This window comes from Halorubrum persicum (assembly GCF_002727125.1).
Taxonomy (GTDB): Archaea; Halobacteriota; Halobacteria; order Halobacteriales; family Haloferacaceae; genus Halorubrum; species Halorubrum persicum.
Genome location: NZ_NHOA01000004.1, coordinates 52,259 through 78,828, shown reverse-complemented (window position 1 = coordinate 78,828; position 26,570 = coordinate 52,259). Strand labels below are relative to the sequence as shown.

At 53.3% G+C, this 26,570-nt stretch carries 11 protein-coding genes and 2 pseudogenes; 10 read left to right on the top strand and 3 right to left on the bottom strand.

Translation table 11 applies throughout. The features are described from left to right. Window positions 1–243: 243 nt before the first annotated feature. The 3 genes from DJ69_RS18130 to DJ69_RS00720 all read left to right on the top strand — a co-directional run bounded on the left by DJ69_RS18130 (window position 244) and on the right by DJ69_RS00720 (window position 8,408). Window positions 244–414 carry a hypothetical protein gene (locus tag DJ69_RS18130; RefSeq protein WP_180271685.1) on the top strand — a complete coding sequence of 57 codons (171 nt, stop codon included), beginning with the start codon at window positions 244–246 and terminating at the stop codon, window positions 412–414. A gap of 62 nt (window positions 415–476) precedes the next feature. Then, window positions 477–5,294 carry a beta strand repeat-containing protein gene (locus DJ69_RS00725; protein WP_180271684.1) on the top strand — a complete coding sequence of 1,606 codons (4,818 nt, stop codon included), beginning with the start codon at window positions 477–479 and terminating at the stop codon, window positions 5,292–5,294. 747 nt (window positions 5,295–6,041) lie between these two features. After that, window positions 6,042–8,408, top strand: a complete 2,367-nt coding sequence (locus DJ69_RS00720; RefSeq protein WP_099253842.1) for a beta strand repeat-containing protein — start codon at window positions 6,042–6,044, stop codon at window positions 8,406–8,408. Between the two features lie 78 nt (window positions 8,409–8,486). On the opposite strand, the pseudogene DJ69_RS00715 reads toward DJ69_RS00720, so the two are convergent. Further along, window positions 8,487–9,125, bottom strand: a pseudogene (locus tag DJ69_RS00715) (IS6 family transposase). A 107-nt stretch (window positions 9,126–9,232) separates the two neighbouring features. Between DJ69_RS00715 and DJ69_RS00710 the strand changes: the two are divergent. From DJ69_RS00710 to DJ69_RS17665, 5 genes are all read left to right on the top strand, one after another. Beyond that, window positions 9,233–9,868 carry an IS6 family transposase gene (locus DJ69_RS00710; RefSeq protein ID WP_099253841.1) on the top strand — a complete coding sequence of 212 codons (636 nt, stop codon included), beginning with the start codon at window positions 9,233–9,235 and terminating at the stop codon, window positions 9,866–9,868. A 57-nt stretch (window positions 9,869–9,925) separates the two neighbouring features. After that, the gene (locus DJ69_RS00705) at window positions 9,926–12,841 is read left to right on the top strand and encodes a carboxypeptidase regulatory-like domain-containing protein (RefSeq protein WP_099253840.1); all 2,916 of its coding nucleotides are present in this window, start codon (window positions 9,926–9,928) and stop codon (window positions 12,839–12,841) included. 411 nt (window positions 12,842–13,252) lie between these two features. After that, window positions 13,253–17,116, top strand: coding sequence for a PKD domain-containing protein (locus DJ69_RS17675; protein ID WP_144050352.1), 3,864 nt, complete (start codon window positions 13,253–13,255; stop codon window positions 17,114–17,116). 354 nt (window positions 17,117–17,470) lie between these two features. Beyond that, window positions 17,471–19,318 (top strand): M61 metallopeptidase family protein, encoded by a 1,848-nt coding sequence (locus DJ69_RS17670; protein WP_144050351.1) that lies wholly within the window; start codon window positions 17,471–17,473, stop codon window positions 19,316–19,318. Window positions 19,319–19,568: 250 nt separating this feature from the next. Next, on the top strand, window positions 19,569–20,588 hold the full coding sequence (locus DJ69_RS17665) for a hypothetical protein (RefSeq protein WP_144050350.1): 1,020 nt from the start codon (window positions 19,569–19,571) through the stop codon (window positions 20,586–20,588). Window positions 20,589–20,621: 33 nt separating this feature from the next. Here the strand turns inward: DJ69_RS17665 and DJ69_RS18710 are convergent. Next, a pseudogene (locus DJ69_RS18710) lies at window positions 20,622–21,068 on the bottom strand (zinc ribbon domain-containing protein); the annotation flags it as partial. Window positions 21,069–21,294: 226 nt separating this feature from the next. Between DJ69_RS18710 and DJ69_RS00685 the strand changes: the two are divergent. Then, window positions 21,295–22,458: an RNA-guided endonuclease InsQ/TnpB family protein gene (locus tag DJ69_RS00685; RefSeq protein ID WP_245851416.1), complete on the top strand. Its 1,164-nt coding sequence runs from the start codon at window positions 21,295–21,297 to the stop codon at window positions 22,456–22,458. 62 nt (window positions 22,459–22,520) lie between these two features. Here DJ69_RS00685 and DJ69_RS00680 read toward each other — a convergent pair whose 3' ends face one another. Continuing rightward, window positions 22,521–23,306 (bottom strand): IS5 family transposase, encoded by a 786-nt coding sequence (locus DJ69_RS00680; protein ID WP_099253838.1) that lies wholly within the window; start codon window positions 23,304–23,306, stop codon window positions 22,521–22,523. Window positions 23,307–24,161: 855 nt separating this feature from the next. Between DJ69_RS00680 and csg the strand changes: the two genes are divergently transcribed. Continuing rightward, on the top strand, window positions 24,162–26,570 hold a 2,409-nt coding region (csg, locus tag DJ69_RS00675), incomplete at its 3' end, for an HVO_2072 family ArtA-dependent S-layer glycoprotein (RefSeq protein ID WP_180271683.1).

The window sequence follows — 26,570 nt, the reverse complement described above, 5'->3', positions numbered from 1 at the left end:
TCTCCTACAGAAGAGCGTTCCGTAATTCGCTGTGCTACTGGCCGAATCTAGTCAGATATTCAATCTAGCTATGCAATAACTTCTCAGAGATAAACAGTAGATACCCACACCTCACCGCAATCGGTAGAGGATACAAGAACCCTTAGTTATTAATGGATCCCTACCTACACCTCTAATCGCAGCGGTGCATCACCGAGATTGCGCCCACCATGTGATCGAACCAGCCATGTCATGAGTAAAGCGATGACAGATGAGAACAGTAACGGCGACGACGACAGCGACCAGACGCGGACGACCATCGAGGTCGACCGTGACGTGTGGCGGCAAGTCCGCGCAGAAGCTGTCGGCGATGGCAAGAAAATCTCGGAGAAGCTCGAGGAGATCCTCATCGAGCACTTCGACGAGGATGCCTAACGAAGATACGATGTTACGGACAACTTACAACCGGAGTATCCGGTATAGCGGTGATGTATAGTATGACAGGTACACGCAAGAAAGCGAGTGCGATCTTCTTCGCAGCGATCATGGTTGTCTCCATGGTCGGTGTCGGCTTTGCCGGCAGTGCGGCGGCAGTTGCTGGTGCCTCCGCGGGCGCTAATGTCTCGGGTAATGTACAGGAAGCTCCTGTCTCCCCCGCGAGCATTGATGAAGGCCAGCAGCAAACAGTTACCTTTGCTGCTACCTTCACAGGACAAACTGGTAACGGTGACACTGACACTGTCAACCTCACGTTCTCTGACGAGTTTGCCGGTCAGCTGAGTGAGAATTCGGAAACTGCTGAGTTCGCAGGGGATGACTCTGCCATCAGCGACACATCCAGTATCACGACCGTCGACGGGCCTGACCAGGACGGTAATCTGGATACCGTTCAGGCACAGTATGACCCGACTTCGGATGGAAATGTTGAGGTTCAGTTTGTCGTTGGCATCACTGCCCCTAATGTAGCCAGTACGACGACGTACAATCCTGAGTTCAGCTACGCTGATAGTGATGATACGAACGCGAGCACATCGCTGGATCTAGAAGTAACCAACACCGATAACACCGTTGCTGACGGTCCGGTGGAGAACGTTGACACGAGCGAGACGTTCGATACGATTCAGGATGCTGTCAATGATGCAGGCTCTGGCGACACCATCGAGGTTGACGCCGCCGAGGGTCCGTACAACGAGCAGGTCGTTGTTGATACCCCAGAGATCACTCTACAGTCAGTGAACGGCCAGGCGAACGTCACATTCAACGGCGATCCTGTAGATAATGACCCTGACGCGACGCTTCGCGTTAATGAGGACGGTGTTGTGGTCGATGGGTTCCAGTTCAATCAGGAAGTTGGTGACGCGTACTCACAGAGTGTCTCGATTGCCGGCGACAATGTTGTCGTCCAGAACAGTCTGCTGACGACGACAAATGCCGCTGACGAGACGATTGGTGGACTCGAGGTCAACGCAGAATCTGAGAACCGTAACAATGTCACGCTTCTCGACAACACCATCGAGAGCGAGGGTCAGGGTATCTACACTGACCTTCGCAGTGGTTATAATCTCGATGAGCTTACCGTCGAGAACAATGACGTGACGACCGCGGCCAGCCAGCCTGAGTTCAAGCTCTACGCTGACTCGGCTGGCTCGGAAATCAGCAACGTAAACGGCGTCGAAGAAGCAAACGCCGCGAGTGCGCAGATTGAGGCGATCCTTGAGGCAAACCCGGACATCCAGTCCACGCAGCCGTACGGGGTCGTCGTTTCGCCGACTGACGTTACTGTCGGTGACTCCGCAAACGTGGAAGCTGACATCCTTGGCCGTGATGACGCAAACCCGCGCGTCCAGGATGTCTCTTTCATTGTTGAGAACACAACTCCCGACCAGGTCGCCTCTGGCTCGACGAGTTCGAACAGTTTCTCGACGCTCGTTGAGTTCTCCGATGTTGGTGACTACACGGTCTCGCTTGACGAAGAGCCCGGTACCACCGCTGCTGGTCCGAACGCGTACGCGACGCCGACTGCGACCGTCAGCTCGCAGTACACAATCGAGGGCTTCGAGGTTTCCCCCTCGAGTCCGAGCTTCGGTGACAATGTCCAGCTCTCCGGCCAGATCGTCGATGGTCAGGGCGACGGTGTTGAGGTTGGCACGATCAACCTCGTGAACGTTAACGCCTCGACCACGACCGGTGCAAGTGCGTCGACGACGAGTTCCGGGAACTTCTCGTTCACCGCCTCGGTTGACGACACCGCGACGTTCGGTGTCGGTACCGACTCAGACTCTGTCTTCGCTGAATTCGATGTCGCAGCGGATGATGCGTCTCTGACGTTTGACTCCGACTCGACGCCGCAGTTCGACGAAGAGAGTACGTTCAACGTGCAGCTGAACGACTCCGCTGACGACCCGATTGCGGCTGCTGACACTGAGGGCTACCTCAACGTTACTGGTCCGTTCGCTGGCGATGTCTCCACTGGTGGGGATATCGTCGACACGGCCCCGTACAACAGTACTAGTAACGAGACGGCATACGTCCACGTTGAGACCAACAACACCGGTGGTGCGAGCTTTGCGCTGACCCCGGTTGGTGACGATGTCTCCGTCAGCCTCGAGAATATGGTCGACGGCGAAGCTATCGCCGGTCTTGAGGCGACGAACGTTGGCTCCAACACGGGTGCTGTTCCGGACTACGTGGCTGACTCGCAGTCCGTGACTGTCGGACAGCTCAACGGACTTAACGTCGAGGTCTCCAATGCGGACAACCTCGACGTTGCGACCAACCCCAACGCTCTCCAAGTGGCTGTCACTGGGAGCGATGGTAACGTCCCTGGTGGCATGAACAGTGCCCTCGCGAACGCGACGGTCAACGTGACCGCACCGGGCGTTGACGCTGGTGGCTTCTACGATGGCAGTATGAGTGGTTCCGGTGACGGCACGGTGGCCTTCAACAGCGACGAGTTCGACTTCACCGGCCTTACCTTCGAGGAAGCTGGCACTGCGACCGTGACCGTGACCGCCCAGAACAGTTCGGGCGCTGAATTCACGAGCACGGAAGAGTTCGATATCGCTGGTGACATCCTCGCGAACGTGACGCCGACCGACGTGAACGTCCAAGAGAACAGCGACGTTACCGTCGAAGTCACGAACAGCGAAGGGACGCCCGTGAACAACCGCGTTGTTGCACTGACGAACGTTACGTTCGGTGTCAACACGTCTAGCGGTGTCCAGAACTTCGACCGCGTCGTTGTTGACGGTAGTAACGGTGCGGTCTACGCCGATACGGATGGGAGCAACGACTACACCAGTAACGGTGCTGTTGACGACGCTGTTGTCGTGAACGATGGCACCTACGTTGCTGAGAATATCTCGTTCGAGTCGACTGGTAGCGTCGACGTTGATGTCTACCGTCCGGGCAACGTTGATCTCAGCTCGGCAACCCAGACGATCGACACGACGCCGATTGAGGTGTCTGGCGTTGAAGCGTACGAGGTCCAGAGCGACGTGGACCCGACGCTCGCTGGTGGCAGTGACCAGCTCAACCTGACCGTCACGGAAGACGGCAAGGAAGTCAACGGCAGCCTCCTAACCGACATCAGCAATAACGTTGCTGTCACGCAGAACGGCACAGACATCGTCCAGACAGCCGCCTCGACGGCGGACCTCGACGATGACGGAACTGTGGACACCATCCAGGTGACCATCAGAGCCGAGAACGCAGACGAGCAGGTCGACATTGAACTTGACGACGGTAACGACCGGACTGGTGCTACGACGGTCGACGTCGTCGCACCTAGCGTCACGGCTGCCGTCGACGACCGCGAAGGTAACCTCCTGACCGAGGGGCTCAACTCGACAGTCGATTACACTGTCGAGGACCCGCGTGACGGCTCCGCGTTCGACAGTGGCACTCTCACTGTCGAGGCCGTCAACGCAACCCTCCGAATCGACGAGGATCAGGATGGCACCTACGAGACGACGCTGAACGACGGCGACACTAGAGAGATCGATCTCGACGCAGACGGACAGGCGACTGTCTTCGTCGGCGCTCAGGAGCTTGCTGACGACGCAGACTCGCCGGCACTGCTCCACAACGCGCAGACCGCGAGCGCCAGCACCGGTGCTGGTGACGTGGCGCTGCCCGTTGAGAGCCCGAGCCTCTACCTGTTCGCAAACGGTGAGCGGACGGACGTGCCCAGCACGGTCGAGCCCGAAAGCTCGGTCGACTACACGTTCGAAGTGACTGACGCCAACGACTGGAACATCCCGGTTGACGGGGTCAACTTCACCGCCAGCGGCGCTGGCCTCAGCCAGACCACGGCCCTCGACGAAGGGTTCGTTGACGTCGCTGGTGAAGTCACCTCTGGCACGATTGATCTCACGATCAACGACGGAGTTGGCGACGTCAGTGTCGGCAGCATCGACGCGCTGGAGACGGCAGACCTCAATCTGACGGCTGGCGCCGAGACGGTTGAGCAGAACGGAACGGTTGAGTTCAGGCTCGAACGGCTTGACCGTGACCGCCAGACGATTGGCCAGCTCAACATCACTGATGCTGACGACAACGTCATCACCAGTGGCGTCGAGATCGACGGTACGCAGACCGTCACGTTCAACGCGTCGACGTACGATGCTGGTAACTACACTGTCGAGGCCACGAAGACGGCCTCCTCGCAGAAGTCGTTCAACGCTGACACGGTCAACGTGACTGTGGAGCCGAGTTCGTTCGGTATCACGAACACGGCGCTGGAGCCGGACACGGTGACCTCGAACACGACGAACGATCACACGCTGACGTTCGACGCGCTCAAGGTGACTGACGACGGGAACACGGACACGTTCACCGTCGACTTCGGCCCGGCAACGGTCGACAACGCGAACGATGTCTCCGTGGTTGACGCCAACGGTGACACTGTCTCGGTCACTGGCAGCCCGAACGTCGACAACGGGAGTGCCGTGACCTTCTCGGTCTCGCCGGACAGCAGTGCGAGTGACCGTGACCTGACCGTCGAGGTCAACGCCACGGTGACCGCGCCTAATGTCTCCGAAGAGACGGCCGCAGACGTCACGATCACGCTGGCTGACAGCAGTGGAGATGAGACCAGCGCGACGACGACGCTGACGGTGCAGCCGGAAGGCTCGGCCCCGACGGACCCGACCGAACGGGCACTTCAGATCACCGGCAAAGATGATCCGGCGAACCTCACGCAGGACGACGTGACGATTGCGATCACTGAGTTCGAGCGTGGGAATCAGGCCAACGGGGTTGATATCACGCAGGACGACGTGACCACGATCATCACGCTGTTCGAGCGGAACTAACAACGAGTCACCCACGTTACGGGTACTTGATCCGGTTTTTTTTGACGCGCTACACGGTAAGTGGCGACGCAGTCGGTGTTGTTTCCCGGACAGCACCGACGAGGTCGACATCTGTCTCATCGACGAGGCGATCCACACTCTCCTTGACACCCACAGTGACATCGACTCCATGCCGCGGAGGTGTCGGTATCCGCACACTGGCTCGTACGAGATTTTTCCGGAATGGCCGGTCACGAGCACGGGAACCCGATCGCTGGCGTCGACAGCCACCTGAACGTCTGGGTCCCACTGCTCTACAGAAATCAAGAGAGTGCCTCGAGACTTGACCCGGGTGTGAATCCTGACAGTAGTCCACATCCCCACCGGGGGAATCCACGGCTTCAGCCGTGGGGGGTGTCAATACCCACCAGAAAATGCGTTCAACGCTGAATAGTGTGGAGAATGTCAGTCTCACCAGCACCAGTGACAGCGAATTCAAACCATTGATATCAACGCGTTGTTCCTGCAGTCTCAAGCGTAACATCTCCTGTGACAGCAGAACACATTTGTTCGCTACCTGCTCGCGGGCAGCAATCACGGCCCACCACAGCATTCGTGATCGTGTATGTACGGTGCGTGATGCCGTAATCGGGTCGGATGTCTACCTCAACACCGTCACTAGTGGCTGAAGCGTGTACCAGACAATCTATCGCAGATCGGATGCACCCATGTGATTTTTCACCCATCTAATAGAATGTGTGAGATAGTATGGCACGATTAACAACGTCATACATCATGATCGTATCGGTGGTGTCGATGCTGGCGATGGTCGGTATGATCGGTGGTATCGCCGGAACCGCACAGGGACAGACCGGAACGGGTCCTTCAGATGCCGCTGTGAGTAACCTTCCAGGGAGCGGGACAGCTGACGATCCGTACGTCATCACCACGGCCGCCGAACTACAGGCAATGGAAGATGACCTGAGTGCACAGTATGTACTTGACAGTGATATCAACGCCTCTGAAACGGCCGAGTGGCACGGCGGCAGCGGGTTCGATCCAGTGGGACCGAATGAGTCGACCGCATTCACAGGCAGCCTCGACGGCAACGGCCATACCATCACCGGCCTCACAATTAATCGGCCTGCAACCAATGCTGTCGGTCTGTTCGGAGTTGCCGCAGGGGGTGACATTCAGTCGCTAACGCTGACGGACGTCACCATCGTCGGACAACAGAGCACCGGAGCGATCGCTGGTGAATCCGATGTCCTGATAACGGATGTGACAGTAATCGGAGCCATCAATGGAACGGAGTCGGTCGGCGGAGTGACCGGCGTCACGACTGGAGCGGTCACGAACGTCACAACTGATGAGACGGTCAACGGTACCGATACCGTCGGCGGTGTCGCCGGCCTTACTGAGTTTGACATGGTGCTCACGGATGTGGATTCTCACAGTACAGTCACTGGGACAGATGTAGTTGGTGGAGTTACCGGCAACAACCTTGGCACAATCAAAAACGTGACCGCCAGTGGAACCGTTGATGGCAGGAATACTACTGGTGGGGTCGTCGGTGATAACAGCGATCCAGGCGGTCTAATCGAAAACGCGGTGGCTAGCGGAAATGTCACCGGCATGAATGATGTTGGCGGCCTTGCGGGGGTCAACGGTCCAACGCTTATCGATGGTGATGCCGAGATACGAAACGTGAGCGCAAGCGGATCAGTGAATGGGCAACTCCGTGTTGGCGGGCTCGTTGGCCGGAACTCCGGGACAATACAAGAAGCAACGGCTTCCGGAGCCGTCACTGGTAATGAGTCTGTGGGCGGTCTCGTCGGACAAAACGGTGTTCTCGCCGATGATGAGAGCCTTATCGGCAACACAAAGGCTAGCGGCAGCGTTGGCGGATCCAATGCTGTTGGTGGACTCGTTGGTGTCAACCAGCCGGGTGGAATCGTGCGGACATCCTTTGTGACAGGGGCTGTCACAGGCTCGCCCACTGCTGGGGGGCTCGTCGGTGCCAACCCAGAAATCTTCGATGAGTCCGGTACGGTCCACCAGGCCTACTGGGATACGGACACAACGGGGCGAGACATCTCCGCGGGCAACGTAACCGGACTGACGACTGCCGAAATGACTGGTGAGAACGCATTGAGCAATATGACACAGCTCTCGGATTTCTTCTGGCAGCCGCGAGCAACTGATTACCCCGTGTTGCGGAGCCAGTCTTCACAGGAGGTTACATCAGATACGCTCAATATTTCTCTTTCGGAGACGACGATCACAGCCGGCACGCTAACTGAAATCACGGTTACTGTCACCAATGCACAAACCGGTGCTTCCGTTGAAAACGCAACCGTTGAAATTTCTGATCTACAACAATCCACCACGACCGATACAGCCGGGACAGCCACGCTGACTGTGACCCCGAGTGTTGCCGGCTTGTATCCGGTCTCAGTGACTGCCGACAGCTATACAAATTCAACAGTGACGTTGACCGTCGAAGAAAGTACTCTCAACTATGATATTACAGGAGTGTCGGTCGTGCCGAGCACCGTCGATGCGAACACAACAGTCGATCACGACCTATCGTACACGGTGACGGACACGAGTAATGACGGGAATTCAGATACTTACTCGATCACGCTCCCAAACTCAGCGAGTTTTGAGGGCGTAAACAGCCTGACCGTGACGGACGCAAATGGTGCCGAAATCTCGACCGGATCTGGTGTCTCGCTGGCTGACGCCAACGGTGGCACGGACAACCAGGCTACGTTCGGTATCCAGCCGGACAGCTCGTTCGACACGAGTAGCGTGACTATTGACGCGAATGTGACTGTGAATTTCCAAGATGTACCAGAGACGACGACGGAACCGATCACACTTGATGTCTCGGACAGCCTGCAGGGCGACACGAGCGCCCAGACTGACGTGACGATCGAGTCGGAAGGTGCAGCCCCGGTGGATCCGACCGACCGGGCACTTCAGATCACCGGCAAAAATGATCCGGCGAACCTAACACAAGATGACGTGACGATTGCGATCACTGAGTTCGAGCGTGGGAATCAGGCAAATGGGATTGATATCACCCAGGACGACGTGACCGCGGTCATCACGCTGTTCGAGCGGAACTAACGACGAGTCACCCACGTTACGAGTCTCGATTCGGTTTTCTTTTTTTTGACGCGCTACACGGTACTCGTCAAGGTCGCGTTAACTTTGGCGTGAATTGTGGTAGACGGCGAGGGCTTCGAGCCAATTTTGAACTGTCTCGAGCGCGACATTGCTGAAACTATTCGCAAACGATAATGTTCGTCGTTCTATTTCTCAGAAGACACGTTCGATAGCATTCCGGTTTCCATGTTGAATAACTTGAAATCGATAGCCGTCTTCAGCGAGAACTGATCCGAGATAGTCTGCGTCATCGACGAGAAATTCCACGCTATCGAGCTGATCGCGCTGGTGGAGCTCGGTGAGAAACCATCGTGTCGTCTGTTTATTTGCGGTCGGATAGAGACTCACGTGAAGGATCTCGTTCGTCTGCGGATCAACAGCGCCGTACAGCCAGAACTTCTGGCCGTGGAGGTGGATCATCTTTTCGTCAACCGCGAGTTGATCCTCGGAGACGGCCGAGATCGGCTGTAGATCGGCCTTATGAACCCAGTTATGGATCGCGACGTGACTCCGAACGATCCCAAACCTTTCGAGATGCTTACTTACTTCACGAAGTGACATACCGGCCAAGTGACAGCGGATCCCTACTTCAACCGCCCATCGCGGCGTTCGATCTCGCTCCACAAATGACAAGTCAATCCACGCGATACGTTCGCTGAGGCGCTCGGTTTCGGCCATAGACACTCTGAAGTCGAGCGCCTCATCCTCTAACTTAACGCGACCCCTCGTCACGCGGTGTTCAAATAAGGATTGAAAGGTGAGGCGGTGCGTTTTCAAAGTGATCTATGCCCGAAAACGACCGCCTCAGCGGCTGTTTAGACGAGATCAACTTAGAGTTTGTGGAGCGAGAGGCAACACCGAAGTTGTTGATGAAGCTCAGTATTCAGCTCCACCTTGCTGGATTATCGCTTTCAAATACTGTTTCATTTCTTGAGGTATTTGGTGTTGATCGGGTTCGATCCACTGTTCATAACTGGGTTCACAAGGCCGAGCTACAGCCGGAATCTGGTCGCAGCCCGAATCACGTTGCGGTCGATGAGACTGTGATTCAGCTTGACGATGAACAGTATTGGCTGTACGCCGCCGTCGATCCCAACTCAAACGATTTGCTCCACACGAAGCTTGAACCGACAAGAACGAACGTGATCGCGGATCAGTTTTTCGCGGAACTCCGCGAAAAACACGACGTGGACGACGCAATCTTTCTCGTTGATGGTGCGGTTCCACTTCACCGAGCATGTGAAAAACACGGCCTCGATTTCAGATACGAACGACATGGAAATCGAAACAGCGTCGAACGTGTCTTTCGTGAGATAAAATGTAGAACTACCAGTTTCTCAAACTGTTTCAGCAACGCCAAAGCAGAAACTGCTGACGAGTGGCTGAGATCGTTCGCTTTCGCATGGAATCAGCTTATCTGAACACGAGGCCTCGTCAAGGGCCAAGATTTTTTAATCAGGGGTAAAGTGACGACTCATATGGAGATAAAATTGACACAATCACAGCTCCTTCAGATACTAGTCGTGTTTACGGTTGTTGTAGCTGGATGTACCGGAGTCGCCGCAGCAACTACCGACGGAGACACACCAACCACTCAGAAGCCAGCTGAAGCGATCGATCAAGAGCCGGGCCAAAGCGAAATATCGTTCTCAGACACACCGTTAACATCTGGCTCTGTTGTTCCGATGGATGCTGTGTCTGATGAAACCTTTGGTGAGGAAACGAGACTTTCGATAACCGTTGTTCCAGTGGGTGAGTCATTCGGTTCGAATGAGACAATGACGATTTTTGTTGGTGCGTTTGACGGCAATAACATGCCAACTCCAGTTGCTAACGAGCAAGTAACTATTTCTATCGAACGTCCCGATGGAACCAGTGAAACGTTTGAGGTTGTGACCGGTTCTGACGGTACCGTCGAGAAATCCTACGACCTGTCAGAAGGCAATCGGGGGGATGGGACATACGCTATTTCAGCAACGTCAGCAAGTGTCTCTGACGAGGCAACCGTTGAGGCTAAAGTTGGAACAGCAATTTCAGCAGCAGAACGACGCGAAGATGTGCTTATCGGCGAAGAAACAACGAGTAAATTCCTCGTCCGAGATGGAACAGCAAGTGTCCCGCAGAAAACGGTTAATTTCAGGATTGTAGGTCCGTCGGGAAGCGTGATTAATGAACAACAGAAAACCACCGATGCAGACGGATTCGTTGAAACACAATTCACGCCGCAAACAATCGGCCGGTACGAAATTACAGCTGAGGTTGCGGAGACGGGCGCAACTGTGAGACATTCGCTCACCGCCAAGGAAGTTGCATTTCGGACCGGTCTTTTCGCCGTAGATGAAGCCATCACTGGTGAACAGGCCTCCTATGGCGGCTACTTATTCGATACCAGCGGGTTACTATCAGGTGAGACAATCTCCGTAGAGATTGTTAATCCGGCTACTGGTGAATCAGTTGTTGATACTACAGTTACGACAGACAGCAGTGGGTTCTTCACCGTTGATTACAACCCCGGAACTGCTAGCAATCTCCGGGCAACAGTCACAACCGCTGACGGACGGGTTGCTGTTGATGAAGACTTCATCAATGTGAATGAGCCTGGACCCGCAGGTGTTGATATTGCTGCTGAATTCACCGAATCCAGCCACATTCCCGGTGACGAAGCGACATTAACCATTGAGGCAACCGAGAATGGAACGCCAATAGCTAACAAGCAGGTGACGGTGTTTCCCCGGCTCGGATTTAATGGTCCGCCAATTGATTCGCAAACAGTAACAACGAACGCGACAGGAGAGGCAAGCGTCCAAGTCTCTATTCCTGATGCAGCTGAAAGTGCCCGCATCGGTGGACAGGCTTATATCCAGTACAATGGCGAGGTCGTGAGCGATACACTGTCTACTGACATTGAACAGTATGACATTAACTTTGATATTGAAGACGTAGCTCCTGGTGAAGAAACTACATTTTCTGTTGAAGCCACTAATCGAATCACGGATAGTCCGGCATCGAACGTCCCAGTTCAATTTAATGCCCTCTACTCGGGATCAGGTATCGACTCGTATGCAACGGGAGAATTAGAAACGGATCAAAGTGGTACTGATAGCACGACGGTGGCGGTCCCAGAAGATCTCGAACCTGATCGCGCCGTCAATTATATGTCACGATATGCGTCCCCGACGCTATACCGTATCAACATGTATGACTTCCCTGGCTCTGTTGAACTAACGTCGGGAAGCGAGACTGATGATGGTAGACCTGCTGCAACGCCAGGTGAGGAGCTTGATGTTGCGTTCACAACTCCAGACGGTGCTGATGCGACAGGTATCGTTTTCGCTAGGTTCGGACACAGCGCTGATTCCAGTGTGGAAGGTAGCGTTATGGAGCCAATATCAGCGTCACAAGATGGCACACTCACTGTTCCAGAGTATGCTGCAGCCGATGACTACGTGCGTGTTAGCGTGTGGGCCGCAACCTCATCTGACAAATTCTACGTCGCGAACCAGTTTATTGAAGTCAGATCGACAGGGGACTCAGTTCCTAACGCGCTGTCGGTTTCACTCTCATCCTCCTCGATCTCGGCCAACCAAGAGAGCTTCAATGTTACAGTAACAGATGAGGCGGGAGACCCCGTCGAGGGAGCGACCGTTGAAGTTAGCGAGTTAGGCCTGTCAGAGACAACCGATGCCACCGGTGAAGCAACGCTCCAATTTAGTGAGCCCGATCCTGGTGAGTACACAATAACCGTCACTGCCGATGAGTTCAGTGACGCGACAGAAACGCTGACTGTTGAAGAACAAAACAACGACGAGGGCGGTGGGAGTGACGATGGAAACCAGACACAAGCAGGAAACCTCACACTGCAGGCGGTTGATGTGCCAAAGACAGTCCAACCGAATAGTACGTTTAGCGCTACCTATGAGGTAGAGAACAGAGGCGAGGCGGTGAATGCCTACACTATAGAAATGGCCGTCGACCGGGACAACGTCACCGTGACCGGTTTCTCGGGGGATATTCAAGCATCTGATGTGAATAATCAACCACCGAGTGCATCGACAGATGCAATTGCAGCGGGAGAACGCGCCACAGTGACCATCAGTTACCAGGTTGCGGCCAACACCACTGGGAACACTTCTCTCACCGCAACGGCTCGTAACCCGCTCACTGGGGCCAACGCAACCCTCTCGCAGGATGTTTCTATCGAAACCGCTACGGCTGCTCCTACCGATCCGACCCAGCGGGCCTTACAGATCACCGGCAAAAACGATCCCAGTGAACTCACCCAAAGCGATGTGACAGCTGTGATCACCCGCTTCAGCCGTGACCAATCAGTCAACAACGTCACTGTCACTCAAAACGACGTGACGGCGACGATCACCCTATTCGAGCGGAATTGACGCCCCTCTAGTTCAAGGTAGATACTGTATTTTCAACGCCCGCCCGGACGGGTTCGAGGCCGAGTTCATGGACAAGCCCCATCACCAGAAGTCACAGAGTTCTGGCGACACCCTCAACGAGCGAACCCCTCAGGGTGAGCGAAGTAGGGTGGGGTAGTTGACAGAACGAGATAGTATTCGAAAATGAGAGTCCAGCCAAGTGGATCTGAATACTGAGCTTCACCTACAGCTGCGGTGTTACCTCCCGCTCCACAAACGCTAATCGTCTAAACAGCCGGTGAGGCGGTCATTCTCGGGCCTGAGTCACTTTGAATACACTCCGCCTCACTTTTTAATCCTTATCTGAATACCGCCACCGTTCACACCCAAATTTATAATATCATCGAGTATATATCAGCAGCTGTGAATATAATGGATTCAAGATGGTTGGCCCCCAACAAGGTTATAACGTTATTTTTTGTCGTGCTGGTTGTTAGTAGCACAAGCATCGCTGCATTCGGCATTCTTCCACACCAAGCACAAGCGGCCGATGGAACAAGAGATGTTTCTTGGTCAACCTCTGATGAAGTTACGGTCTATGATATTGATGATCGAGATGTTCGAGATCTCGAAGGCATTACCTTAACGAGCAATGGAGGTGACTATCGAACATTGGTTAAATCGGATGTACAGGGGCATCCGTGGGAACCATGGCTTGCCGCCTACGACACGAATCTTAGGTTCAAGTCAGAAATATTAAGTACAAAATTGGAAGACACCGACGGAGATACTGTTTCGGTACGCTACGGTATTGTGGACTCAAATAATGATCGTGCTTATCTTGATAGTACTGATGTCAGTGATTGGATCACACCAGATACGGGAGACAGACTCAATGATGGTATGAATAATATCAATCCGCGTGTTTACATGAGCGGAAATTACATTTATTATGGTGTTCGGCTGGAGGATGCTGAATTTGGATTTTTTGGTGACAATGATGAGACAACGCTTGGAAATGTTCAGGTAATTGAATCACATGAGGGGCAAAATTTAGAAAAAGTGTACGATTTTGACATTTCAAAAGAACAAATTCAAAGCGTAACTGACGAAGCTACGATTAGCTTTGATCATGAGGCTGTTTCAGCTGGTGACCCAGAGTCTAACCCACTTTATATTTCAATCAACGGAGATATTGTATACGAAGGCACACCAACTTCCGGAGATATAATTACCACTTCATTTGATCCATCACGTCTCAAAAACGGTCAAAATACGATTCGCGTATACGTGCAGGAAGCTACCGGGAGCGACAATAGCCATGATGATTATGGCTATGTAATCGAGGATATTTCAGTCAATGCTCCAACAGATGGGGATTACGATGATGACGGGCTAGTAAACTGGGATGACCCCGACCCTCGTAATCCCGATGCAGACAACGATGGACTAGATGATGGTCCGGAAGTGAACCAACACGGAACAGATCCAGCGGATAGCGATACTGATGCTGATGGGTTAGACGACGGGGAAGAGATCAATCAGTATGGGACGGATCCCAACAGTGTCGACACTGATGGCGATGGGTTAGATGACGGAGAAGAGGTCGATCAGCACGGAACTGATCCCACGGATGCTGACTCCGATGGTGATGGGTTAGACGACGGAGAAGAAATCAATCAGTACGGAACTGATCCCACAGAGGCTGACTCCGATGGTGACGGGTTAGACGACGGAGAAGAGATCAATCAGTATGGGACAGAGCCGACAAATGACGATACTGATGGTGATAGGTTAGACGATGGGAAAGAGATCAATCGGCATGGGACAGAGCCGACGAACGCCGATACTGATGATGATGGGTTAGACGACGGAGAAGAAATCAATCAGTATGGAACTGATCCCACGGATGCTGACTCCGATGGTGATGGGTTAGACGACGGAGAAGAAATCAATCGGCATGGGACAGAGCCGACGAATGCTGATACCGATAGTGATGGGTACAATGATGGTAAAGAAGTAACTGAGGGTACAGATCCAACCGATCAGAGTGACTATCCGGGGGTTGATTCTGACAACGATGGGTTATCTGATACTGCGGAAGAGACTCGAGGTACTGATCCCACGGATGCTGATACCGATAGTGATGGGTTAGATGATGGTCCAGAAATCAATCAGTATGGAACAGAGCCGACGAATGCCGATACCGATAGTGATGGGTTAGACGACGGAGAAGAGGTCGATCAGCACGGAACTGATCCCATGGATGCTGACTCCGATGGTGATGGGTTAGACGACGGAGAAGAAATCAATCGGCATGGGACGGATCCCAACAGTGCCGATACCGATGGTGATGGGTTAGCCGACGGAGAAGAGATCAATCAGTACGGAACGGATCCCAACAGTGCCGACACTGATGATGATGGGTACGATGATAATAATGAAATAATAGAGGGGACGAATCCAACTGATCCGGAGGATAGTCCATCCGATTCTGATTCTCCCCCAAGCGATGATAACTCTCCTCCGACAGCTGACTTTTCTTGGTCGCCAACGAACCCTAGCGTTGGTGAAACTATTACATTTGAAGCATCCTCATCGTCAGACTCTGATGGACGAATTAGCGAGTATAGATGGGATTTTGACGATGATGGAACCATCGAAAAAACAGGTGAATCTGTAAGTAATACTCGCACTTCACCTGGTGAGTATACTGTCACGCTTACGGTCATAGATAATGACGATGCGATGAATACCACTACACAAAAGATACCAGCTGAACCAGAGTTGTCTGGATTTATTACGGGTTCTATTACGGATACCACCGGAAATCCGATCAATTCGCCGGTGAAATATTCTATTATGAATTCAACAACAGATGAAGTGGTAACGAGTGGTAATACTACTAATGGAGAGTATACTGCCACAGTTCCACCGGGATCCTATCGAATTGTAATCAGTTCGTCAGAATATGATGATTTTGTTATAACTCGTGATGTGAAGACAGATGCTACGACAACAGTTGATGCGGTTTTAGAACCAACTGACGAGTTTGAGCCTAACAATGATTTTGAGACAGCAGCTTCGATTACCGAGGGAAGATACTCCAGTTTACAAGCAGATGGTGGCGAGAGCGACTACTTTGCCATCACGCTTGATCAAGGTTATTCAATTGACGTCTCAATTGATTTCAATCACACAGACGGTAATCTTGAGATGGAGTTCTACAATCCTGATCAACAGGTAGTGGAAGACAGTTTTTCCACTACAAATAATGAGACAGTCTCAATTAATTCTGTTTCTGAAAGCGGTACATATTATATCCATGTCAATAGTTCCTCAGAGATGTTAGTACCGTACAATCTTACTGCGACGGTTGGGCCAGATGAGAATAACGTTGTCCGTACGATCAACGACACGTCCGCTGCACCTGGGGATTCTGTCGAAGTAACTATAGATGCTCAATTAAACGATAAGCAAGAATTCACAGTAGTTGACGAGATCAATCCGGGACCTACAGATGTTGAGGTGACTGGCAGCGATAGTTTCAGGCTTGTTGAGAGTGAGAGTGATGCGGTTATCGGCTTGTCAAGTGGTACCGACAGTGCATCTCTGGTCTACGAAGTTACCATTCCTGAAGGCGCCAATAACGGAGAAACTTTCACGTTCTCCGGCGCTGTCGATGACTCCAGTACCCCAGACGAAATTGATATCACTGGAGATAGTGAGGTTACTGTTAATACTACTGATAGGTCTGAATCAATTCAGTTACGTACTATAGACGCCCCACAGACGATTCAACCAGCTACCACGTTTACCGTTACATATGCAATCGAAAATATCGGTGGGAATACTACAGCATACACAATAGAGGGTATTGGAGGCGAACCAAATGTTACTATAACTGACTTTTCCGGGGATATCTTATCCTCAAACTTGGATAGAACCCGACCCAGCGCCACAACCAACGGTGTTGGTGCTGGAGAAACTACATCCGTCACCGTTGAATACCAAGTGGCAGCCACCGCTACCGGTACGGTAACACTTGATACGACAGTACGCGATCCACTTACTGGCGCAACTAGTTCGCTCAGCCAGAATGTGTCTATTACGCAAGTACCTGAAGATCCGACCCAGCGAGCACTACAAATCACAGGTAGAGAGAATCCAGACGCGCTTACCCAGTCGGACGTGACTGCTGCTATCACCCGTTTCAGTCGAGGCCAGTCTGTCAACGGGATCGAGATCAAACAAGATGATATCACAGCTATAGTCACCTTCTTTGAGCGTGACTGAACCTTTACCAAGCAACACAACTTCATAGAGCAACGAGCGCATACCCCTGTCTCCCGGTGATCGTGGGTATTCTGACCGCGGAGGTCGGAACCAAAGAGCGAACTGGGATTGACCACACTTTTGCTGACAAATCGACATGCTGCGACCCAATTAGACGATCAACCGAACATTTTTTCGTGCCCGACATTCTCGAAGCTCCTACGGAACCGGTGAGATGCCGGCTCTCAACAGACAAGGTGGATTCACTCCCGCGTAAACGGCAGGATTCTCTCCTCGCAGAAAGGTAGCTGCGGTTTAGATAAAATCGTGAAGTCATCCCGCACATTTTTATCAGATGTTGACTTCCATTCGGTAATGACTAACAAAACTTTGTGGTGCCGACGAGCAATTATCATCACTTGTCTTTTTATTGCGTTTTTGTCTGTCGGTGGTATGGCCACTGCTGTTGACGCGGCAACAGCATCTGGTCCACTTGAACCAGATACCGCTCCGCCTTCGAATAACTCGACACTCAAGGAGGGAAGCTCAAATGCCACATCGGGTTCACCCGCCGTATCTGCATCGAACGGAATTCAAGTCACATACCAGGTGAACAGGACGCCAACAGATCCCCAGACTGTTCAAGTAGCCTATACGGCAGAGATTCCGGAAAATGTCGTAGAATTAGAGACATATCTTTCGAGTTTGGAAGCTCCGTATTCGGTAGTATCTACGGACGGCATGAGCTACGATCCTACTGCTGGTGTCGTCACGGCACAGAGCACACGGGGAACGAAAACGACGGTTCGGATGATATATGAAGTTGAATCAAACACAACATATTTGTCATCGTCTGAGCTGGAAACTGTTGAAACAGCAGAGTGGGCTCTGATTGGCCGTCCACAGCTCTCTGTGAGCCATGGGTGGAGTTATTACGACCCCATGCCATCATTTACCACCCACTATGAGACTGAGGGTGACGGATACGCAGCCAACGGGTTTGCATTTCTTGGACCTGCGGAGACTTATACGAGGTCAGCAAACGGGCAGACCATCACACTCGTTGTTCCCCAAGCTGCCGATTCAAGAACTGAACCCGTGGCTGCACTGGATGGACTTATAGAGGCTTCCGATCGATTAGCAGTCGCAGATCGCGATTCAACGGTTACCGGATTTGTTGCCCCTGACCCGATCAGACGAGGTGGGGTGGCTGGCGGCAGTGCATTCTGGGTGCATGAAGACTCCGATCTGGATATTGGTTCCCCGTGGTATCACGAGTACACGCACACGCGTCAAGCATGGGTAGATGGTGATTCTCAACTCATAATCGGTGACGATGTTGAATGGCTCACTGAGGGTTCTGCAGACTACTACGGTGGCTATCTAGCCTGGCAGATTGGTGGAGCCGACACAGAGGCGTTCCGTCAGTATATTACAACAGATCAGTTTGAAACGGCGGTGTTGCAGGACTTAGATGATGAATCATTTGAACAGAAGAACTACTTTAAGGGTCGACGAGTGCTCGCCGCACTTGATATTCGGCTGCGTCAACACACCGACGGCGAGGTAACGCTAATTGACGTACTCTATCAACTAAATACGCTCTCCAAAGATGAAATTCGGTATAATGACTTTCGTGAAGAGATTGTGAAAGAAACTAATGAATCGACGGGAAACTGGCTCGATACATATGTTCAGACAACGGCTGCACCGACAGATCCATCTCTCTCCAGTATTGAAGCAACTCACAATGCTGGAGCGTCTACACCTAGTCTTACAATCAGTGTCGAACCCAACACGTTAACGGCCACACAGACGGAGACAGTAACGGTTACGGCCACAACAACAGCCGGTGATCCCGTCGATAGTGCTGATGTTAGGCTGGTTGGTGTTGATATTGATGAACTTCACCAGACCAATGAAGATGGGATAGTCGCATTCAATCTCACACCCAGCACCACTGGGACAATCAACGTGAGTGTCACTAAGCCCGGCTACAGCAATGCAACGTCATCAATTACGGTCACGCAGCCCCCTGGCGATGAGCCGACAGATCCGACAGAGCGTGCATTGGCGATCACAAATAAATCTGATCCAGCAGATCTTTCCCAGAATGACGTGACAATTGTTATTACGCAGTTCGAACGTGGATCTCAACCGAATGGTATCAGACTCACACAAAACGACATTACGACTATCATCACGTTATTTGAACGGTACTAACCACAAAGACCATTCAATAGTACCAATTGCAGCTTAGTTCCGCAATCGGTGTCGTAAGCTTGCCAAGGCAATCTGAAAGACTTGGGTTGTCAATTGGTAATCTTTCACACAAGGTTATCTCGGCCAGCAGACGAGCGATTTTCCGGCGGATTGTAGCTGGTATAAAGTAAATAATAATTATTCATCATTTCTATCATTGTAGCTTGGGCCCAACTAAGTCTTTATTACGTTTCCCTATCGTACCTCACATGTGAACGACTCAGATAACATAATGTCTGTCGGCGTAGCCTGCTTAGTGGCAGTACTATTACTCGCTACTGCCATTGGAGGTTCCAGCGCTCAAGCTACGACGGTTGAGATCGAGGTTAGTGACGCTCCAGAGAGCGTAACACAAGGTGATGAATTCACTGCTGAGTATTCTATTGAAAATGTTGGAAATGAATCTGCAGCATATACAATTGAATTGAATAACTCACGAGATAATGTATCTATTTCCGGAATATCTGGGGACATACGATCAAAAAGTATAGACAATTCCACGGCGACTGCATCGACAGAATTCACATCGCCAGATGACAATGCAACGGTTTCTGTTCGGTATGTCGTGTCAGAAAATGCCACGGGTGAAGAGACGCTTGAAGCTGAGGTTCGCGAGCCGTTATCGGGTAGTACAGACACCACAACGCACACATTCACGATCGCTGAAGCAGATACTGGTCCAAGCGTCACGCTCGTGAGTGGCCCTGACTCTGTTGAAGAAAACAGCACCTTTGCACTTGAATACAGACTTAATGCTACGGACAGCGCACTCACAATAAACGCATCCCCGACACCAAGTGGTTTTGATGTAATTGGCTTTGGTGGGGCGATTGAAACGCAGGATCTCAATTCTGTTCCACCGTCTGCAACATCATCGTATATTAGCGGCAACGCGAACGTTACTGTTACTGTTGAATACAAGACACAGACTGACATTCTGGATCGAAATCAGTCTGAGTCCGAACAAACACTTGGACTAGCAGTCACAGCTCCACTGTCTGGCGAGGTCAGTAATAATCAAACCACCGTTGTGCTCACAGAACCAACCGCTGAACCGACAGATCCAACCGAACGTGCACAACAGATAACACAGGTCGATAACTCTGATGAGATTGATCAGAATGATATTACAAACACAATCACCCGGTTTGAACGCGGGGAATCAGTAAATGGCGTATCTATCAATCAGAGTGATATTACCACAGTTATAACGCTATTTGAAAGACGTTGAAGTAGTACAACAATTTGAGTGAACTACCCCGACCTACTCACTCGCTGCTGGCGCGGCTCGTTCCTTGAGGCCGGAGCTTCCTATTTCCACAACGCGCTGTGCTGGGGCCCAATCGGTTCCCGTCGGGAGCGCAGTCTCCGCAGGCGTTGTTTCGGAGCGTCCCTCTCCTAACTGCTTGATTCGGCGAGAAAGAATATTCCATGCCGTGTTCTAGTCTCTATCGGCTGTGAAGCCACACGAGGAGCAGGAGTGTTCGTGGACCCAAACGGCCTGTCCGTCTTGACACCGCAGACAGCACACTCTTCGATCGTCCCCAGCATACGCAGGAACGTATTCCATTGTTGACCCCGTGCAGTTACGCGATCTACCTGGGAGCTCGATTAGCCCTTTTGTGTTGAGGTCTTCCATAGCCACGAGGCTGTACTCACTCGCGTAGTAGTTTGACAGATTTTGGAGAAAATCACGGCGCTTCCGTTTCAGAATTTTCGAGGTGGAGCCCCCGACCTCAAGGAGTGAACAGAGTGAGTGAGTAGGTCGGGGAGGAAACCGACATGGGACGACACAACCGCCACACTGCGACTGACTCCCAAGTCTATAAATACCGTCAGACATTCTCTGAAACATGGATGTGCGTCGAACCGCCGTCGTGAAACTCGCCGTTTCCGACGAGCAACGCGACGCACTCCACTGAACCGCCGAGCAATACCTGTACTGCGCGAACCGAACCGCAGACTACTGTTGGTCCGACACCTCCTACACCGAGCGTAAGACCAACAAGCGAGAGGTCCGTGACGCGCTCTACTCCGAACTTCGAGAGGAGACAGACCTACAGGCCCAACTTGTCCAAGCCGCTATCAAACGCGCTGTCGAAGCCGTCAAAGCGTGTGTCGAACGGTGGAAAAAGGGACAGCGTGTCTCTCAACCGACGTTCACCGCCGAAACGATGGACTACGACACGCGGAGCGCGACCTTCTACCGGAACAAGGTGTCGCTGGCAACTGTTGAGGGCCGAGTCGAACCGTCGTTTGTCCTCCCGGCAGACAGTCCGACGCCTTACGAGCGGTACGTACTCTCGGAGAACTACGAGTTCTGCGAGAGTACGCTTCGGTACGACGTGGCCACTGGCGAGTTCTATCTCAACATTTCGACGCGGCGGACAGACGGTGACAATGAGGTTTCGGAAGATACCGGGCACCCCGATCAAACGGTCCTCGGTATCGACCTCGGCGTCAATAGCCTCGCTGTGTCCTCAACCGGCACGTTTTGGCAGGGAGACGACTACGACCACTGGTGTCGTGAGTTCGAGAAGCGACGTGGTGAGATGCAACAGCACGGGACACAAGCCGCACACAAGGCCCTGCTTCGTCTCGGGAAGTGCGAAGAAGCGTGGCGGAAGCAGTACATCCATACGGTTGCCAATGAGATCGTTTCGGAAGCCGTCGAACACGACTGCGACGTAATCGTGTTCGAGGACTTGACCGACATTCGAGAGCGGCTTCCGCAAGCTAAATGGCACCTCGTTTGGGCGTTCCGACGCCTGTTTGAGTACGTCTCCTACAAGGCACCAGAGCAGGGTGTCTCCGTGGAACAGGTCGAGCCAAACCACACATCCCAACGCTGTTCTCGGACGGATTGTGGGTTTACGCACTCGAACAACCGCCACGGAGAACACTTCCATTGCCAGAAGTGTGGGTATGAGGTGAACGCGGATTACAATGGTGCGAAGAATATTGGGCTCCGATACGCTCGAAAGCGGACACACAGACTCCGTTCCTCGCCCAAGTCGGGGAGCGGAGACGCACAAGTAGACGTGCGTATAACTGGTGGGACGTTGAACGGTGAGAGTCACCAGCCTATTGCTGGCGACTGATTACCGGGAGTCCACATCAAAGCCCTACCCGGCTGTGTTGAATCGCTGTAAGGCGGAGGGATTCACTGTTTGACGAAGCGTTTGATGTTATAGACGACACATATCAGCGCGATTTCGCGGAACTCACGGAACCATGACCGCGCTCGCACGGCGAAGCCGAGCGAGCGCTTGACAGCCGAGTTCACGGTTTCAGTCATTGAGCGCTGATTGTAGCGGTTATCGTCGATTCTAGCGTTGTGCGCGTGGTCGTACGGTGCGAAGATGCGGTGCTTGATCAGCGGTCTGATCCCGAGCTCACGCAGACCTTCGCGGAGCGATTGCTTGTCGTAGCCCTTATCGGCCGCAAGAGACCGCAGATCGCCCGCGTTCCGGCGGGCGATCTGCTCAGCGAGGTCTGCGTCGCTTCCTTCTCGATTCGTTGAGCAGTGAACGTCGATGATGGCCTGCGACGCTGTATCGACGAGTTTCGTGACTTTGAGATTCTGAACGCGGTAGCTGATTCGCTGGCAGTAGTGGCGGCTAGCTGGTGAGCGGTCGTAGAACGTGGCATCGATCGCAGCGTGTTCAGAGAGATCCTGCAGCTGCGCCGACTGGCGCAGCAGCACTCGACAGACGCTCATGCTGATCCGGTCGAACGCCTTACACAACGTGGACGGCGCAGGGAGATCGGCCGCGCTGAGGCCGACCTCACCGGTTATTTGTGGCATCTCTTTGAGCAAGTCGATCGTCATGCGGTAGGACGCATCGAGGTAAATCCGGAGACAATGGAGGGAAACGAGTGCGTAGTCGGCAGTAACTCTTTGAGCAACCGGCACAACTTCCCCGATGAAGCGGGAGATTTGCGTCATGGTCAACGGAACTCTCCCGCTTCAACTCCTTTGATTTAGCGGCCTACCTCGCTGTTGTATGGCGATTCAACACAGCCCCCTACCCTCAACGAGCGAACCCCGTCTGGGGTGAGCGAAGTAGGGTAGGGTAGTTTACGTCGGTATGACGCCGAGCGACGGTCTTGCGCTGTTTTCCCAGTTGTTCGACCCGATGTTCATTCCGCGAGAGGTTACGCATGTGCACGTGAGTATTGGTCAGCGCGCTGGCCTGTAGCCCGGCCGTATCAGAGAAAAACAGCTGATGACGGCGTTGTATCCCCTCCCTACTCTCTCCCTTCGGTCCCTCCTTGAGGAGGGGCTTAGCGTCTACAAACTGTTGCTGAGTGCTTGTCTCTGACCCTAGAGTGACCGCTCAGTAGCTCAGTAACACGGATGATCGCCTATTTTTGATCCGTTTAGAACGGTTCTTGTGCCCTCCTAGTCTCTAATTTGGGTCCGTAGTACCGCGCCAATACCACAAAACATATACCAAACACACCGTTCATTTAGCTTGAAGGCAGCCCGGATGCACCATACTAGATGACTCTGGTGTGGGTTTGCCTGCGCAACGAATAGAACAACAATGACATACGCGAACCCAACAAACCTATGACACGCAGAAAGAAGGCGCAAGCCCTTATCTTTTCGGCGTTAATGGTACTCTCGATGGTTGCTTCTGCGGCACCTGTTGCTGCAGCGGCAACCCCGAGTATTACCGTTGACAATGCGCCGAACCAGGTGAATCAAGACTCGACATTCGATGTCGACTATACAATCGAAAATACCGGCGATGACCCCGGATCGTTCACTCTCGAAGTCGCAGATCCTGCTTCGGGTGTGACTGTTGATACTTTCTCTGGTGACATCCAGTCACAAGACACTAGCGGCAGTCCGGCGACCGCATCGACTGACAGTGCCGCCGCAGGCGGTAATATCTCGTTCACTGTAACGTACAATGTCAGTGCGGACGCCAGTACTGGTAACGTCGATCTTACGCTCGACGCTAACCAGCCGCTTGATGGTACTAGTGATAGTGTCACCTCCACCGTCGAAGTTCAGTCTAGCAGTTCCGACGGCGGAGACGGCTCCGACGGCGGAGACGGCACGATCGAAAATCGTGATGTCGTCGACGGCGACGTCTACGTCACCAGCGGCAACACGGTCTTCCAGGGCGAGGAAGACCTGACCTTCTACAACGCGGAAACCGACACCGAGTACTCGGCCAGCCAGCTGTCGGGTACCTCCGGTAACCGTGAAGGCACCCCGCTCCAGATGCCGATTCCGGAAGATGAGGAAACCGGCACCTACGACGTGAACGGTCCTGATCAGGGCGATGGTGGCTTCAGTACCACGGTCGTCGAGCCGCGGATCATCACTTCGGAGGTCCGTCTCGGTGACGAGGACATTGATCAGATCGCGTCCTCGCGTGCGAACCCCGACAACAACCTCAACATCTACGCCGAGTGGAACTTCGGCGATGCTGAGGGCCTTGCAGTGTCTGTCGAAGACCCCAGTGGCTCCGAGATCACTAACGAGGTTCTCGCGGGCGGTGACGATGTCCTCGAAGGCGGTGAGGAGTCCGTTGGTCTCGATCTGAGCACCGAAGATGCCGGTGAGTACACCGTCATCTTCGAGGGTAACAACAACCTCGACCACGACGCCGTGGTTCAAGAGTACACCATCACGACGACCAGCCAGGACTCGGTTGAGATCGACATGGCCGAGGACAGCGTCACGCAGGGTGACAACATCCAGTACACCGTGAGCGGCGGCACGAACGCCGACTTCCACACGGTTGTCGTCGATGCTGGTGACTTCCGCGATGAAGTCGACCAGAACGGTGCAGAGCGCATCTTCCGTAACGTCGAAGACGTCGAAGACACTGGCGTTACGACTGACGCAGAGGGTGACTTCGACTACGCGTACGCAACTGTCGAGATCGACGGCACGACCGCTGTCGGCTCGATCAACACAGGTGGCCTCGACGACTCGACGATCGACGTTGACGTGTACGAGGCAACCGGCTCCTCGACCTCGGACATCAGCGGACTCGAGTCCGTTGACGATACGAGCTTCGACGTTGAGGAAGGCGAAATCGTACTCGAAAGCCCGACTGGCGAGTACACGATCGGCTCTGAAGCCGACATCAACGGGACTGCGGCGAGCGCCGACGAAGTCGCCATCTACGCCCGTGACAACAACGACTGGGAGATGCTCGACGTCGACAACGATGGAGACATCGATGACGATGACTTCATCTCCGTTGACTCGGACGACAGCTTCGAAGAAGAGGATGTGAACCTCCGCGAAGCGAGTTCCATCCTCGCCTTCGAAGGCAACTACGGCATCGGTGCGGTCGATGTCGCTGACCTCCCGGACGACGCTGACGACTACGAAGAACTCACCAACTCTGAGTTCAGCAGTGCATCGAGCACGCGCGAAACGCTGACCGCTCAGGGCGGTGACCTGACGGCCAACTTCGGCACGATCAACGGTCAGATCGCTGACGAAGTCGACGAAGACATTGACGTTGACGGCTCCGCGTCCGGTCAGGATACGGTCGTCGTTGCGTTCGTTGGCCAGCGTGGTGACACGTACGCCCAGGAAGTCTCCGTCGATTCCGACGACACGTTCGAAGAGGACGACATTCCGCTGACGGACATCTCGCAGGGCTCCGTCACCGGTCACGTCATCTCGCCGGCCCGTGACGGTCAGTTCGGCGACGGTGGCGACTGGGGCAGTGCCAGCGATGTCGTTGACGAGATTAACGACGGATTCGGTTCGTCCACGGGCGACCAGATCCGGAGTCAGATCCTCGCGAACACGGTTGATGAAACCGGTAGCGACGACCTGATCGTCTCCACGACGTTCCGGATCAACGACCCGACGCTGTCGGTCAACAACGTCTACCCCGAGTCGGCTGAGGCTTCGGGCCTCAACCCGGTTGCAACCGGTGAGACCGTTGTTGTCGAGGGTGACACGAACCGTCAGCCCGACAACGCGGCAATCACGGTTGAACTCCTGACGCAGGATGAGAACTCCGTCAACTCGGTCTCTACTGACCAGTGGGAGAGCGACGGTCAGTGGAGCGTCACCATGGACACCTCTGACGTTGAGACTGGTACGTACATCATCGAAGCCGACGACGGCGAGAGTACGGACCGCGTCAACGTCGAGATTGTTGAAGAGCGTCAGACCGACGGTGACGACGGCTCCGACGATGGGTCCGACGGCTCCGACGATGGG

Bases quoted from the DNA above. Each gene is read 5' to 3' on its own strand.
- DJ69_RS18130 (WP_180271685.1), top strand. From the start codon at position 244: ATGACAGATGAGAACAGTAACGGCGACGACGACAGCGACCAGACGCGG.
- DJ69_RS17670 (WP_144050351.1), top strand. From the start codon at position 17,471: ATGACTAACAAAACTTTGTGGTGCCGACGAGCAATTATCATCACTTGT.
- DJ69_RS00705 (WP_099253840.1), top strand. From the start codon at position 9,926: ATGGAGATAAAATTGACACAATCACAGCTCCTTCAGATACTAGTCGTG.
- DJ69_RS00720 (WP_099253842.1), top strand. From the start codon at position 6,042: ATGGCACGATTAACAACGTCATACATCATGATCGTATCGGTGGTGTCG.
- DJ69_RS00680 (WP_099253838.1), bottom strand. From the start codon at position 23,306: ATGACGCAAATCTCCCGCTTCATCGGGGAAGTTGTGCCGGTTGCTCAA.
- DJ69_RS17675 (WP_144050352.1), top strand. From the start codon at position 13,253: ATGGATTCAAGATGGTTGGCCCCCAACAAGGTTATAACGTTATTTTTT.
- DJ69_RS00725 (WP_180271684.1), top strand. From the start codon at position 477: ATGACAGGTACACGCAAGAAAGCGAGTGCGATCTTCTTCGCAGCGATC.
- DJ69_RS00710 (WP_099253841.1), top strand. From the start codon at position 9,233: ATGCCCGAAAACGACCGCCTCAGCGGCTGTTTAGACGAGATCAACTTA.